This window comes from Vibrio sp. JCM 18905 (assembly GCF_055393305.1).
On record NZ_AP043878.1, the window covers coordinates 926,610 to 941,439 of the forward strand.

Sequence of the window (14,830 nt, forward strand, 5' to 3'; positions counted from 1 at the left end):
TCTTTATGTCGATAAATAAAAAGCCCTTCCTTGAGTTATCAAGGAAGGGCTTTGTTGTTTTAGTTCGCCAGTTCTTGGTCGATGACTTTTTCTAGCTCGTCAAACGGCACATAGCCAGGAATGACTTGATCATTAATGATCAACGCAGGCGTGCCGCGTAAACCAAGTTGCGTGAAATACTGATAGTTCTTATCAAGCAGCGCTTTGGTCTCTTTGTCGTCGACAAGCTGCGCTTCTGTCCCCGTTTTTTTCGCGATTTGTTTTAACGAACGTGCATCATGTGCGCCCGGTTTTTTCACCAGTAACTCATGCACTTGTTCGTACTTATCTCGCTGGTTTTGCCAAACATTTAATGCGTAACTTGCCGAGTTGTAGCCGTTTTTCTCGTATTGTTCTTTAAAAGAGACATTGAGGTTAAGCACTTTTATCTGCGGATATTCCTCACCAACTTTGACCAGTTCTCCTTCTAAACGTTTACAAAAAGGGCAACTGTAGTCCGTTACGTTAATAATGGTTAACTCAGGGTTTTCAGCACCAAAAGAGGAATGTTTGCCATCACTTAGATAGTGACGAACCTCCTTCAAGGTGTCGCCAAATGACTGTTGATACGCAATGTACTCTTGAAGGTTTTGGTGCAATGAATCAAGAATTTGAGGATTCTCTTTTAGTATCTGAGTAACTTCCTCCAGCTTTTGTTCTGCGGTCTTTTCTGATGCGAAAGATACGGCAGGTACGATAGCCATCGTTAACGTCAAAAGTGTACGAGTGAATGTCATAATATTTCCTAAAACTTTTAAATTTCGTTGTTTGTTATGTGAAGTGAATAAAATACGTACAAAAGTCAGGCGATAAGGTCTTTCGCCTTGCTAGGTTTATTCTCTAAACACGCAAAGTTTTAGGTGAACCCGACACTTTTCCGGTATCGGTTCAGTGTATTCCAGATAATGAATTGCTGTGGATGCCATCGGCAGCGCCACAATCAAAGCAAACAGAAAAAATGGAATAAGAATATGATCCAACTGGTGTTGGTACGCTTGAACTAGCTTCTCTGAAAGGTCGCAAGATGGTGATAAATTCACGCTTTCATCTTGCTGACTCTGTATCTGGTGAGCCTTAGGGCAGCTTTTCGAGAAGCCGGAGTTTTGGCTTAAACATACCATCACCACCCAAAATACGAGGGCGAGTGTCCACTTGGCTATTTTAGGTTGTGAGCGTAACAATGGGCTGCCTAGTCCTGTTGATTCTGGTTTATGCCGTTTGCATGTGACCGGACAATCCTAACCTAAATTTCATTATGGAATGTTACTTTCGAGTTAATCGATATCGCCTCAATGCCAAAGTATGAAGTACGTCATGAATGTTGTAGAAAGCAATATTCGTCAGAATCATTGGTCGGATTGATGAAGAATTCCTGAGGTATCGATATAGATTAATATACCTAATTGTTAGCACAAATTTTTATTATCTTTCAAATGTGATTAAAATCATAAAACAAAACTTCATAACTGAGTCGCCAGAATGTTCGGCAGGCGGATTGATTTTGATCATCTCTCTAGCACATTATTCGGGTGAACATATGTGTCCTGTCCCACATGTGTAGGTAATGTTATGAAAAATCCTGTTCAAACCGAGCGCAAAGTTACGCTGGGGTGCTACGTTGCACTGGCGTTTGCGGTCGTCTTCTTTTCTGGTCTCATGCAATCGAACGAATGGTATGGCGTATTTGATTTCACCACGTTGAATGGCTCTTTCGGCAAGGTGGCTTATGGTGTTACCGAAACGGCTGACGGTGTGCAAGTTGCAACAACGTCGCTTCGTGGTACTGGTGGTAGCGGTGCACGTGACGGTTTCATTTTTGCACTTACTTTGATTCCTACCGTTATGTTCGCATTGGGTATGATCAATGTACTTGAGCACTATGGCGCACTAGAAGCAGCACGCAAACTGTTAACGCCGCTTCTTCGTCCAACTATGGGTATTCCAGGTAACTCTGGTTTGGCTCTTATCGCTTCGCTGCAAAGTACCGACGCAGGTGCGGCGATGACTCGTCAGCTTAAAGATGAAGGCCATCTTACCAAACGCGAAACCGATGTGTTCACTATGTTCCAGTTCACCGCTGGTGCCACCATTGTTAACTTTTTTTCCTCAGGGGCGGTGCTGTTTACGCTGACGATGGCGGATGGTTCGCTTGCCGTAACGTCTTCTATTGGTTTGGCGGTTGTGGTGATGTTCTTATTTAAAATTGTGGGCGCGAACTTATTCCGTATCTACCTAAACATCACAGAAGGTAAAGAAGACAAGCAAGATCAAAACAAATCTGAGAACTTAAAAGAGGAGACGGCGTAATGAGTGACGTAAAAGCAAGTAAGCCGATGGTGACGGATATTTTCGTTGAAGGCGCTAAAAAAGGCTGGGTTATTGCGACAACATCAACCGTGCCTAACGTTCTTATGGCGTTTGTCATCATTAAAGCGTTACAGATTACTGGCGCGTTGGATTTGATGGGCTCGGTATTTTCTCCAGTAATGGCGGTTTTTGGTTTGCCAGGTGAAGCAGCTGCGGTGCTGATTGGTGCTTGGATGTCGATGGGCGGCGCAGTTGGCGTGGTTATCACATTGTTTGACCAAGGCATCTTGAATGGTACGCACATCGCGATTCTTGCACCTGCAATTTACCTAATGGGCTCACAGGTTCAGTACATGGGTCGAATTATGGGACCTATCGGTACTGAAGGTCGTTACATCCCAGTCATGATTGCGATTTCCGTATTGAACGCATTTGGCGCAATGCTAGTCATGAACTTGTTTGTTTAAGGAGCAATCATGCAGTTTTCTCTCAATGAATATCTCGAAGAACTTCGTCCTCTCATTAATGTCGATTGTGGTACGTACACCACTGATGGCATTGAGTTCATCGCTTCTCAATTTGAAGAGAAGTACCAAGCGATGTCAGGTTGGAGCGTAAAACGCATCGACTGTGGCAGAGCGGGCATCGGTCTTGAAGTTCGAAACAAGCCTGAAGCAGAGCAAGTTGACGTGATGCTGATTGGTCACATGGATACAGTGTTCCCTGTCGGTACCGCTGGATTACGTCCTATGTCTCAAGACCCTGAAAAAGCGTACGGTCCGGGTGTCTCGGACATGAAATCTGGCTTGCTGAATATTGTGTACGCGATGCGTAACCTCGACCAAGCGGTGTTGGATAAACTGTCGATTTGTATCTGCATGAACCCAGACGAAGAAACCGGATCGTTATATTCGGTCGACTGGATTCAATCTGTTGCAAAAAACGCGAAGAACGTATTGGTGGCAGAAGCAGCACGTGCAGACGGCGGTTTAGTCAAAGCGCGCAAAGGCATGGCGCGTTACAAAATCACGTTTAATGGCATTGCAGCCCACGCTGGCAACGAGCCAGAAAATGGCCGCAGTGCAATTACCGAGATGGCGAACTGGATTCTCGCAATCAATGCCATGACGAACTTCGAATCTGGCACCACATTAAACGTGGGTATTGTGTCTGGCGGTAACGGCGCAAACATCGTCCCTGAGCACGCTGAAGCGATCGTGGATGTGCGTTTCTGGAGTAATGAAGAATACGATGATGTCGATAGCAAGCTAAACGGCATGCTGGAAACACCATTCGTTGATGGCGTTAGCATCGAGTTGGTTCGTGAAGCTTACAAACCTTCTATGGTGCCAAGCGCGCAAACCGAAAGCCTGATGGCATTAGTTGAAGACGCAGCAAGTGAACTGGCTATCGACATCAACTGGAAAGAAGTGGGTGGCGGCTCTGATGCAAACAATACGGCAATTCTTGGCGTTCCAACTTTGGATGGTCTAGGACCTATCGGTGCAGGTTTCCACAGTGACCAAGAGTACTTGTTGCTTGAGTCTATCGAACCACGTATCAAAATGCTGATGCGTGTACTGGAGAAGATTGCTCAATAAGGCATTCTGCTTCTAAAGCTTGGTTCCCAAGACAATAATCCCCGGACTTCGGTTTGGGGATTTTTCTATCCGTGTTTTTGTTTCACTTTACTATCATTTCTTGTTATTAATCTTGCGTTCAGGTTCGATTTATTAATATGTTGGCCACAGTCATAAATTTCGGAGGCAACGATGAGCACAACAATGTCTGTAAAATCGGCGCCGAAAGACGCCAAAGATCAAACGATGCAAGCGCCAGATGAGAAAACATTCTGGCGCAAAATGAAAGGGTCGGTTAAGAAAGCGGGTGAAGAAATTGCCGTTATGGGCATCAAATCATGGCTCGCGATGACAGATTCCAACACCGCCGTTCGCCATAAGGCGATTTTAGGTGGCGCATTGGCTTACTTCGTATTACCCACCGATATGGTGCCAGATGTTCTCGCAGGCGTCGGCTTTACCGATGACATGGCAGCGCTTACCTTAGCCGCCAACTCTGTTGGCAATGCCATCACTAAAGAACACGAAGAGCAAGCTAGAGAAAAACTGAATTCGATGGCGGATTAGAAAAAGCATTTCTAGACGCGGAGAAAACAAAAGCCCCGATGTTTCCATCGGGGCTTTCTTTTAGACAGGACTATATAATTTCAGAATGGTAATCGTAGAACGATTTAGGCGTCAGCGCGTTTAAGATGCACTTCTTCTTCGGCTACGCCTGCCATTGGATCGTTGAAGCGAGCTTCATCCAATGCGCCTTCTGATTTTGCGACAATGACGGTAACTGCACTGTCACCAGTGATGTTTACCGCAGTACGAATCATATCAAGTAGACGGTCAACACCCATGATGAGCGCAATACCTTCAAGCGGCAGACCAACTTGGTTCAATACCATGGCTAGCATTACAAGGCCAACACCAGGGACACCCGCAGTACCGATAGATGCCAATGTCGCTGTCATGATTACCATTAGGTAATCGCCCATAGTTAAATCAATATTGAAGGCTTGAGCAATAAAGGCGGTTGCTACACCTTGCATGATCGCCGTACCGTCCATGTTCACGGTTGCACCAAGTGGTACTGTGAAAGATGATACGCGGTTCTCAACCCCCATACGGTGCTTAGCCGTTTCCATTGTCACTGGAATCGTCGCGTTTGATGATGCGGTCGAGAAAGCAAACATGATCGCGTCTTCCATCTTACGTAGGAACGTAATTGGATTTAGACCAGTGAAACCTTTTAACATTAAGCTGTAAGTGACTAGGCCGTGCAGGACAAGCGTACCCGCCAGTACTAAGAAGTACTCTGCCAGATTGACGATTGCGCCCAGACCAAGACCAGTAAATAGCTTCGCCATTAAGAAGAACACACCATAAGGCGCCAAGTTCATCAAAATCGCAACCAGTTTCATGATCACTTCATTCAGATCAGAGAAGAACGCTGCAATACGTTCACCAGGTTTGCCTGCTGCGCTGATCGCGATACCAAATAGCACTGCGAACACAATAACTTGCAGGGTTTTACCTTCAGCCATCGCACTGATAGGGTTGGTTGGGAACATATCGATGATCACCTGACCCAAAGATGGTGCTTCTGCTGATTTGAATGAACTTGCTGCGGTTAGGTCAGCGCCAGCACCTGGCTGGAACAGAGTACCCATAGTTAGAGCAAGCGTAATCGCGATAGCCGTTGTTGTAACGTAGAAAGCGAGGGTTTTACCACCCATGCGACCCAGTGTAGAAAGGTCTTTGAGGGAGCTAGTACCACAAACTAGTGAAACAAACACTAGAGGGACTACGAGCATTTTTAAGCTGGCGACGAAGATCTGTCCACCAACTTCAAATAATCCATTAACAATGTATGCGTCGACAAATCCGTTGCCGGCAAAAAGTGTGCGAATTGCAAATCCTGTCAAGATACCCGCTACCATACCCAAAATTACGCGGCTGGTTAGCGACATCGGTTTCTTGGTATTCATGAGAACACTCCTTATAGTTATGCACCTTGAGTTCACTTCAAAGCGGCGAGCAGAGTAGCAGTGGAGTGAGAAAATACGAAAGAATAATCCTCTAAATGGTTAATAGATGTGAACTTTATCACTAATAAAAATAGAGTTTTAACCAAACCTTAACTATTTGACTGGTCGAAAAGTTTGTATTTTAACACTTTTATCGAACATACAACCGATAAGAAAGAGTATTTACATTTATTTTTAGTAGTAAATGGAGTGCATATTATCTCTAAGGAATGTTGCTCTTGCATAACTATCTAGATTTTATTCAGGCTAGAAGCCGTCTCTTTTTGATTGTTTTTGTATTGGGCTGAACACAAGGGGCTAACGAGCCGTCTATGCCCCTGCTTATGTTATTTATCCGATGAATCAATGAAGGTTGGTCAATGTAGATAATTGGAGGTGATCCCAACTCCAATTATTCTGAGTGGTATTGCTAATACCCCCAACCCAATAGCGTTGCTTCGCTCGGATGAAGCCTTCCAAACAATGCAGACCAGTCTCAGTGATATGGACGCTTTGTTCCCACCACTCCCTTTCACGTGACTCAATCGTGATTAAAGGCGTTTGACCTTGTGCTAGAGGGAGGAGTAAGGCGTAAAACATCGTATCGCCCAGGTAAGGCAGAGGTTCACGTTGTTGATATTGCTCAAACCAATCTTTGATGAGAATTGAACGATTTTGAGAACTTAGGACCTCTAATGCAATCTGCTGAGTCAAGCTTAATCCTGTTTGTGAATGAGGTAACTCTTGCATATGGCGTATTAGCACGTTGAGCATATTGGGTAAGCAATCTAGATCATGCTGCTCGATCAAATTAACCATAGAGATGGGGGTCGGTGATGTGACAGCGTGCCAGGAATGTTTAGCCTGACTGAATAATTTGGCTGTCACGGGTTTACGGTATTGCCAACAAGCGCGAATAGCCTCTTTAGGCAACTGCCCTAAACCGATGAATCGCTCAGTGCCAGGGAACTGGTTCAATTCAATGATCTCTATCACCTTGTTTTCTACATTCTCTAACAACGTTAGGGCACGAATCAGCATTAATTGGTCATAGCTGTCATGTTCGACCCAAAAGACGATTCGTTCAAATGTATCACTGAGCAGCGTATCGATATTAGCTTGCTCAAATTTGACAATATCTTGCACTGAGTCTTCACGCTTCATCACGGGCAGCAGAGTCTCTACGACATATTGGGCACGAATGGCAAGGAAGTTTTGTGGTGTTGCTGGGATTGGACCCATACAAAGCGGATCTATCAGGGCTAAAAATTTCCCCTTGAATCCGCTGTCTTTAAGCCGTTGCTGAATATCATGCCCACAGCGGACATGGAGCGTTTTTAGTTCGCTATCAAGAGGAGGGAAGTGATTTTTGATGGCGTCTTTGTGAGCTTCTAACTCTTGGACATGCGCTTTTAATTTACTCCAACTGGGTAAACCTAATTCTCTGGCTAGCGAATGTTGAACGTCAGCTAATTGAATTGTATTGGGAGCTAATGATTCTGGTTTGGAGTGAAATCGCTTAACTCGATCCAACATCTCATCATCGTGTTGACGTATAGCTTTGAGCCTTTTTTTAGCAACGGATTTTTGTTGGTTAATGTTGATTAAGAAGCTATTTGTAGAGTTCATTTTTCACCTTTCTTATCTCTTCCACACTCGCCTAAATAGAAGCTAAAAAGAAGGTAAAAACAGATTGTGCCTGCTACACAGAGTAGGGTAGAAGAGTTGCCGTGAACCAAGTTCTTTCCGCGAGTGTTGGGGGCTTTAGGCGTGAGCAGGCTGATAGTAGAGTTTCACAATCCATCATGCAACTATTCATGAGAGAGCTGCATCACAAAATATCAGCCCCATTAAAGAAGTGCTGAATAGTTTGACAGCCAATGCCTATGTAGATGCTAACAACCATCCGTTTTCTAGTAGATATGCATTACAGGATCCAGTAATAAAAAAGCCCTGCTAGGTCTAGCAGGGCTTTGTAATACATGTAGATATTAATTACTCGCTCTTGTAAGCGTAGTTATAGTAACCGTAACCATATCCGTATGAGTTTGACGCTTTCTTCTCTACGGCGTTTAGAATCACGCCTTTTACTTCCACGCCGGATTGTTCAAAGCGACCTTGTGCGACTTCAATTTCCTTCAAAGTCGTTTGATCAAAACGAGCTACCATCAGTGTTGTTCCTGCGATTGCACCAACAATGCTTGGGTCGGTAACCGCGAGTACAGGCGGCGTATCGATGATCACAAGATCGTACTGCGCCGACATTTCGTCAACAAAGCTCTTAAAGCGAGGATGCATCAAAAGCTCTGACGGGTTTGGTGGTACTTGGCCACGAGTAACCACATCTAGATTGTCGATGGATGTTGATTTAATGATATTGCTATGGGATGTCTTGCCGCTCAAATAATCAGAAAGACCGTTATCCCAACGTAAACCAAAACATTGCTGCAAATAACCTTTACGCATATCCGCATCGATAAGCAGTACTTTCTGACCTGTTTTTGCAGCGACGGCTGCAAAGTTTGTCGATACAAACGTTTTACCGATAGATGGTGCTGGACCTGAAATCATAAGAACATTGTTCTTCGCTTCCATCATCGCAAAGTGCAGGCTAGTACGAAGACTACGCAGGGCCTCGATGGAAAGATCGGCCGGGTTAGCTTCAGCAAGAAGGACTAGCTCATCGTTGCTGCCTTTGTTTCGTTTAAGCTTGTTTGCAAATTCCAGTTGTTGAATAGATTTTGGAACGCTAGCGTAAACAGGCATACCAATCTGCTCAATTTGATCTGGTGTTTCTACACCACGGTGGAATGCCGCACGAATTAATACGAAAGCCACGCCTGCCATGCCGCCAAGCAGTGTTGCTAGCACAACGATAAGCGCTTTTTTCGGCTTGATTGGCTTAGAGAACGATTGAGCGTTATCTAAGATTCGAACGTTGCCAACGGTTCCTGCTTTAATGATGTTGAGCTCTTGAACCTTGTTCAATAGCTGTATGTAGATTTGTTGGTTTACTTCTACATCGCGCGTCATGCGTAGAACTTCACGCTGTGTTTTCGGTAACTTTTGAACTTGTTTATTAAGACGCTCTTTCTCTTTGAGTAGCGTCTCACGTTTATCAAGCAGAGACTTATAAGCCGGGTGATCTTGTGTAAAGCGCTGGCTGATTTCACTCTCTTTGAATGTAAGCTCATTTAACTGCGCTTCTAATTCAACCATCACTTTCAGCGTTGATTGAGCTTCAAGGCCTAAGTCGATAGATTCATTTTCTTGACGGAATCGATTTAAAACGTCTTCAGAAGCGGTCAGTTTTGTTTTGATGTCTGGAAGGTGGCCTTTCAAGAACTCGAGACTTTGCTCTGCCTCTGCTGAGTTTCTTTGAACGTTTTGCAAGAAGTAGTTCTGGCTAATGTCGTTCAAGATAGCTTGAATCTTAGCGCGATCTTCACCAGAGAAGCTTAAAGAAATAATCCCGGTTTGCTTACCACGTTCGCTAATCGATAAGTTTTGTTGCAGTGCATTGATTGCATCTAATTTGCTGACTTTACTCACGGTAAACGATGCGCCGTCTTGCGCTATCATTTCTGTAGCTAAGAATTGATAGCCGTTCTTTTCAATGAGCTCGCCAACCTTACCTTCTAAAATGACGTTATTGTCATCTTCTATAAGTTTGAACGTCTGTTTTTCAGAATCAATAACTTCGAGAGTTAGAGGAATTCCAACTGCGTAAGAAGGGGTATTAAATCGTGAAACGCTCAGACTGATTTGTTCGCCTTGCAGTCGAGCTAAGCCCTTACCGATGATAGGCATGTAATTCGGAGAGACGACCGTGGTTAAGTTGAACTTATCAACTGTACCACCCAAAATCATACGAGATTTAATGATCTCAATTTCTGTTGTCGCTGATGACTCTGCTGAAAACAGCTCTCCCATATCACCAACCATCGCTGAAATACCACCGGAGCTCTTACTTTCAATTTGGATAAGAGCGTCAGCTTTGTAGATAGGTGTTGATAGAATGGCAACGCCGACGCCTATAATTGAAAATAGGACTACGGTACATAGAATGAGCCATTTGGCATCAAGAATGATCCCAAATAACTTTCCCAAATCGATCTCATCGTCGGCTTGACGTGATTGCTTAATAGTTTGTGTTGTCATTACTTTAACTTCTTAAATACCTTGCCATTGGCGTTTATTTATTTAGCCTTGCGGCTTATAGTTTTTGAGACCACGCTTTTGCTGCTTTTTCTATAAGCGTATAAGCATGTTCGAAGGCTTCTCTACTTTGTCTGTATGGATCAGGAATGTTTTTTTCACTTATCCATTGTCCAAACAGCATCGTTTTGCCTCGTGCCTCAGGAGCGACTTTGGTTAAGGCTTCTAAATGACCTTTTTCCATAACCAATATCAGATCGTATTGAGCGCAAAGCTCAGGTGTTAATTGTCGTGCTTCGTGTCCATCTAAGCTTACGCCATGTTCATTCGCGATGGTGGTTGCCATATCATCAGCAGCTTTTCCTGTTAAATGACTTTTATCCACCGCGATTCCCGCTGACGCGACATGTTTGTTTGGTAGTAAAGACTGCAAAAGCCGCTCTCCTGTTGGAGAGCGGCAAATATTACCTACACAGACGACAAGAATATTAGAAAACAAATGCTTACCCTATTTTAAATTGTATGCCTATGATCCCAACTGAATTGCTTGCTTCTTTATATTGCACAATTGAGCTACGTAACTATTGAATGCATGCCGCAAGAGATAACTTTCTTGCGGCACGTCGTTTTTACGGCCAAGTGCGTACTCGTAGTACACCTTCGGTTAATTCGTTAAAGCCGGAAATGGTTGGAACAAGTTGAGCAATAACGCGGTTCCAACGGCTAACAGGCGCGGCTGTTACATAGACTATGTCGTATGGGTTGAGATCAAACTCTGTTCCAATCACCAAAGCAGAAGCATCAGAAACATCCAACTGATAAATGTCCGCCATTTTAGCTTCTTCTTTTGAACGTCTGATGACGAAGACGCCAGTAGCATCGGCGGAGATTTCATTAATACCACCAACGCTACTTAGAGCTTCAGTAAGGCTCATACCGCTGCGATCAATTTTGAGTAGCTTCGGATCGTTAACTTCGCCCATAACAAATACTTTTTGTGCATCGTTACGGGGAATATGAACAATATCACCTGGCTTTAGAAGACGGTTTTGAGTTAAGTCGCCTTGTTGCATCAGAGCATACAAAGAGACATTTTCAACGACACCGTTTCGCGTCAGTGTTGCATTACGCCAATCGGCTTCGGCTGCCAGTCCGCCTGCTCTATTCACGGCATCAAGAAGTGTAAGAGGAATGTTTGTGATTGGTTGTTGCCCTGGCTTGTTCACTTCGCCAGTCACATAAGTCTTTTTAGAGCGAAATGCTGCAACGCTTACATCGACTTGCGGGCTCTCAATGTATTTTGCAAGACGGTTGGCAATGTCTGCACGAATTTGGCGAACGTTTTTACCTTCAACGTGTACAACGCCAATGTAAGGGTAGAAGATCGTGCCATCCGAATGCACCCAGTTACCTGCTTCGGCTGAACTACGATATGAGCCAGCTGGGATCGTGAGCTCTGGGTGGTCCCAAATAGTAATATTTAAGATATCACCAGGTCCTACTTCGTATTCATACTTGGCGATTTCAATATCTAACTCTGGATTTGGCTTTGAAAAAGGATCTATTGAATTTAAAGAGGTCACTCGCTCCAAAGTTAAAGGATAAACCGTAACCTGCGATTCTATATCACTCGATTCAGTGCTCATTACTGTTTTGTCACTGACCGAAAGGTGGCTACCAGGCAGAGTACACCCTGTAAGAAGGATAGGAAGTACTGATATCCCCAAAAATTTATTAAATGTGTTCATTGGTTTATAACTACCGAAAGAAAGTTTGCCGACTGAAATTGATTCATTCTAATTGAACTGCATTTCATCAATGTTGACGATTTACTGCAGTTTTAAGCCTTTAGAAAGCGAGTCCATTCAGAATTATTTGTGTAATAAACACTCCAAATGGCTGCTAGCGACTTAGAGCTCTTAGTTTCATTTATGAAGGTGAAAAATCTACCCCACAAAAATAGTCAACCATTATCCATCTGGTTGCAATAAAGGCAACTACATACTTAAAAAAATACTGACGAATACATGACAAAATTATGTCTATTTAGCGTTATTGAGATGAATGCATGATTTTGCACATGTAAACAGGCAGGAATGTGAAAAAACTCATGCCAAAATTGTATGCATCCTATTTACACCATATGCAACTGCCGTTATGCTTCCTGTTGCGGTCGGATATAACAACAAATATTGGAGCTAATTTTGAAAATCAAACTTTTAACGGCAAGTGTGGCTGCAGTCCTACTAGCAGGTTGTGGTAGTGACAGCGATCCTGAGGTAAAAACATACTCAGTACAGGCTTATGATCCAGCTGTTATCGGCATGGAAGTCTCTTACGACTGTGGTGGAGATTTAAAAGGTAAGGCTGATGAACTGACAACAAACTACAAAGGTATGGTTGGCTATGCGCGCATTAGTCACATAGACGTAGTTAGTGCTCCAAGTGAGTGTACTTTCACATTAAAGCACACTGATAAGAGTGTAGATGCATCTAATGGTAAACGTATTACAACTGATTACAAAATTCCAAAAGGTCTAGCGCAAGCAGATGCACCTGTAACAGGTTCACCGTTTACTACTCTAGTAACGGATACTTTGGAAGAAGGTGCAATTTACACGCCAGAGGTTGCAGAGCAAGTGTTTGCTGATTTAGGTCTTGATGTCAATGCGATGGGCGTTTCAGTTAATGATTTGCTTCGCAATACTGAAAGTGTAGTTAAGCAGTTAGATGAGAGTGGTGATGCTGCAACAAAAGCATTAGCGACTAAACTGGTTGCTACAGCGAATGTAGTTTCAGATGTCATTAAAGCGAACCCTACGGCTTCTCCGAAAGCAATTTCAGTAGCAGCCAAAGCTGTAACTGAAGAGGTAATTAAGAAGAACCCAAATTACCCTAAAAATGATTCTGGTGATGTTATTTACGTAGAGGTATCTGAAGAAGATACTAAAGATGTAGTTAACCAGGTTGAAAAAGAGATCGAAGCAGGAAAACCTGTAGATGATTTCAAACCGGTAGTGCCACCGATTCCAGATGCGAAGCCAGGCAAACCAGTTGATCCTGTTGATCCGCCATCAGGTGGTTCAGGCGGTAACTAATTAACTGTACTGATAATTAAAAGGCCTCTTCAGAGGCCTTTTTTGATCCTATTGTACTGTGTTCATCACCTTTTAGTGAGCCCTTTACTGTTTAAGTAAGGCAGGATGTGCGGACGTGATTCGCCAGCTAGTTTACTGGTGACTTCTTGTGACCAAGTGCTTTGTTTTTGATTGCTCGAACGGTTTGCATAGTAGTTTTGCATGGTTTGGTCATAAGCCTGAATATCATCCAAATTTAGGTCTTGATACTGATTTTCATGCACCACGACATGAGCAGGTAGACGTGGCTTAACTTCAGGGGCTTGATCTGGATGACCAAGACACATACCAAATAAAATGGCTGTATTTTTAGGTAGGCCTAGTAACTCGTCGACTTTTTGAGCATTGTTTCGTAAGCCACCAATATACACGCCTCCTAGTCCCATAGACTCTGCCGCAAGTAAGCAGTTTTGTGCCATGATGCCAGAATCAACAGCACCGATAAGTGTTAACTCGGTGAAATCAGCTTGCACATCAGGATTGATACTGGCGTGGCGCTGGTAATCAATGCAAAACACCAAAAACTCAGCAGCGCTTTCAACGTACCCTTGATTCCCCGCATATTGTGCCAATAGCGTACGCTTTTCTTTATCGGTAACGCGGATAATTGAGACGACTTGCAACATACTTGATGAAGACGCCGCAAGGCCAGCTTGTAGAATCGTTTCTAATTGTTCGCTTTCAATAGGTTGCGAGGTGAACTTTCGAATTGAGCGGTGATTGAGAATTGTTTGTATCGTACTGTTCATGGTGACTTAACATCCCCTGTTACATGTAAAGGCTGAAGCCTCACCTTAGCGATATTTGATGAGTCGGTAAACTATCTCAAAAGAAAAACAATGCTTAGCGCATAAGTGTGAAGATGAATAGAGAATACATCACTCGTTCTGCTTGAGAGCGTATATACTGTTTTTAGAATCAACAATTTAACTGCAGTGGAAAATATGAAAGAACTCATCGTTCATACAGTCACGGTGTTTATGGGCTTCTTTGCGATCATGAACCCCATCGCCAATATTCCTATCTTTTTGAGTTTAACGGCAGATGAGGATAAAGAAACCGTGCGTTCCATGGCGCTTCGTTCTGTTTTTATTGCATTTGTCATCATTGCGATATTTTCGATCGCCGGTAAATTAATTTTTGATTTGTTTGGTATCACGCTGTACGCCTTGCGAATAACGGGCGGTATCTTGGTGTTTTTGATCGGTTTTAATATGCTTCAAGGTGATTCGACGCATCAGAAAACTAAAGAGAAAGCGTATTCTCCAGCGCAGCAGCAGGCGGCGTTGAGCATCGCCGTTTCTCCACTTGCAATGCCGATATTAGCAGGGCCTGGAACGATTGCTACCGCGATGAACTTTGCTACGGCGGGTGGTTTTGATCAAACCATTATTACCATCGTTTCTTTTGCTGTGTTGTGTGTTATTACCTATATATTGTTTTTATTTGGAGACAAATTGGTCAAAGCAGTTGGACCGAGTGCTCTGAACGTCGTGACGAAAATGATGGGCTTAATCCTAGCGGTTATCGGTACTCAAATGTTTATTGATGGCGCGGGCGAAGCCTATAAAACTGTTTTCTCATAGGCGTCTCC

General features: G+C 43.6%; 14 protein-coding genes. 6 read left to right on the plus strand and 8 right to left on the minus strand.

What is annotated here, in order from left to right; all coding sequences use genetic code 11:
- Nucleotides 1-59: 59 nt before the first annotated feature.
- Nucleotides 60-776: a DsbA family protein gene (locus ACZ5ZC_RS04015; protein WP_170902755.1), complete on the minus strand. Its 717-nt coding sequence runs from the start codon at nt 774-776 to the stop codon at nt 60-62.
- A 96-nt stretch (nt 777-872) separates the two neighbouring features.
- Nucleotides 873-1,160: a hypothetical protein gene (locus ACZ5ZC_RS04020; RefSeq protein WP_054866868.1), complete on the minus strand. Its 288-nt coding sequence runs from the start codon at nt 1,158-1,160 to the stop codon at nt 873-875.
- A gap of 448 nt (nt 1,161-1,608) precedes the next feature.
- Between ACZ5ZC_RS04020 and ACZ5ZC_RS04025 the strand changes: the two genes are divergently transcribed.
- The 4 genes from ACZ5ZC_RS04025 (at nt 1,609) to ACZ5ZC_RS04040 (ending at nt 4,493) form a co-directional block, all read left to right on the plus strand.
- On the plus strand, nt 1,609-2,346 hold the full coding sequence (locus ACZ5ZC_RS04025) for a nucleoside recognition domain-containing protein (protein ID WP_237311398.1): 738 nt from the start codon (nt 1,609-1,611) through the stop codon (nt 2,344-2,346).
- The gene (locus ACZ5ZC_RS04030; RefSeq protein ID WP_005396746.1) at nt 2,346-2,813 is read left to right on the plus strand and encodes a YjiG family protein; all 468 of its coding nucleotides are present in this window, start codon (nt 2,346-2,348) and stop codon (nt 2,811-2,813) included. Before ACZ5ZC_RS04025 ends, ACZ5ZC_RS04030 begins: the two co-directional genes overlap by 1 nt.
- Before the next feature lie 9 nt (nt 2,814-2,822).
- Nucleotides 2,823-3,947 (plus strand): M20 family metallopeptidase, encoded by a 1,125-nt coding sequence (locus ACZ5ZC_RS04035; RefSeq protein WP_054866806.1) that lies wholly within the window; start codon nt 2,823-2,825, stop codon nt 3,945-3,947.
- Between the two features lie 171 nt (nt 3,948-4,118).
- Entirely contained in the window at nt 4,119-4,493 is a 375-nt protein-coding gene (locus ACZ5ZC_RS04040) for a YkvA family protein (RefSeq protein WP_047009638.1), read from the plus strand.
- A 104-nt stretch (nt 4,494-4,597) separates the two neighbouring features.
- Here ACZ5ZC_RS04040 and ACZ5ZC_RS04045 read toward each other — a convergent pair whose 3' ends face one another.
- From ACZ5ZC_RS04045 to ACZ5ZC_RS04065, 5 genes are all read right to left on the minus strand, one after another.
- The gene (locus ACZ5ZC_RS04045) at nt 4,598-5,902 is read right to left on the minus strand and encodes a dicarboxylate/amino acid:cation symporter (protein WP_005397791.1); all 1,305 of its coding nucleotides are present in this window, start codon (nt 5,900-5,902) and stop codon (nt 4,598-4,600) included.
- Nucleotides 5,903-6,304: 402 nt separating this feature from the next.
- On the minus strand, nt 6,305-7,570 hold the full coding sequence (locus tag ACZ5ZC_RS04050; RefSeq protein WP_464931405.1) for a DUF1835 domain-containing protein: 1,266 nt from the start codon (nt 7,568-7,570) through the stop codon (nt 6,305-6,307).
- Nucleotides 7,571-7,936: 366 nt separating this feature from the next.
- A complete protein-coding gene (locus ACZ5ZC_RS04055) occupies nt 7,937-10,102 on the minus strand; it encodes a polysaccharide biosynthesis tyrosine autokinase (RefSeq protein ID WP_237311393.1) in 2,166 nt (721 codons plus the stop codon).
- Between the two features lie 55 nt (nt 10,103-10,157).
- Nucleotides 10,158-10,598 carry an arsenate reductase/protein-tyrosine-phosphatase family protein gene (locus ACZ5ZC_RS04060; protein WP_031780663.1) on the minus strand — a complete coding sequence of 147 codons (441 nt, stop codon included), beginning with the start codon at nt 10,596-10,598 and terminating at the stop codon, nt 10,158-10,160.
- 130 nt (nt 10,599-10,728) lie between these two features.
- Nucleotides 10,729-11,847, minus strand: a complete 1,119-nt coding sequence (locus ACZ5ZC_RS04065) for a polysaccharide export protein (RefSeq protein WP_006740798.1) — start codon at nt 11,845-11,847, stop codon at nt 10,729-10,731.
- A 456-nt stretch (nt 11,848-12,303) separates the two neighbouring features.
- Here ACZ5ZC_RS04065 and ACZ5ZC_RS04070 point away from each other — a divergent pair, with 456 nt between their 5' ends.
- A complete protein-coding gene (locus tag ACZ5ZC_RS04070; protein WP_006740797.1) occupies nt 12,304-13,197 on the plus strand; it encodes a hypothetical protein in 894 nt (297 codons plus the stop codon).
- A gap of 65 nt (nt 13,198-13,262) precedes the next feature.
- Here ACZ5ZC_RS04070 and nfsA read toward each other — a convergent pair whose 3' ends face one another.
- Nucleotides 13,263-13,985 (minus strand): oxygen-insensitive NADPH nitroreductase, encoded by a 723-nt coding sequence (gene nfsA / locus ACZ5ZC_RS04075; protein WP_006740796.1) that lies wholly within the window; start codon nt 13,983-13,985, stop codon nt 13,263-13,265.
- Nucleotides 13,986-14,180: 195 nt separating this feature from the next.
- On the opposite strand from nfsA, the gene ACZ5ZC_RS04080 reads away from it, so the two are divergent.
- Complete coding sequence (locus ACZ5ZC_RS04080; RefSeq protein WP_005397799.1) at nt 14,181-14,822, plus strand: MarC family protein; 642 nt, start codon at nt 14,181-14,183, stop codon at nt 14,820-14,822.
- Nucleotides 14,823-14,830: the final 8 nt, after the last annotated feature.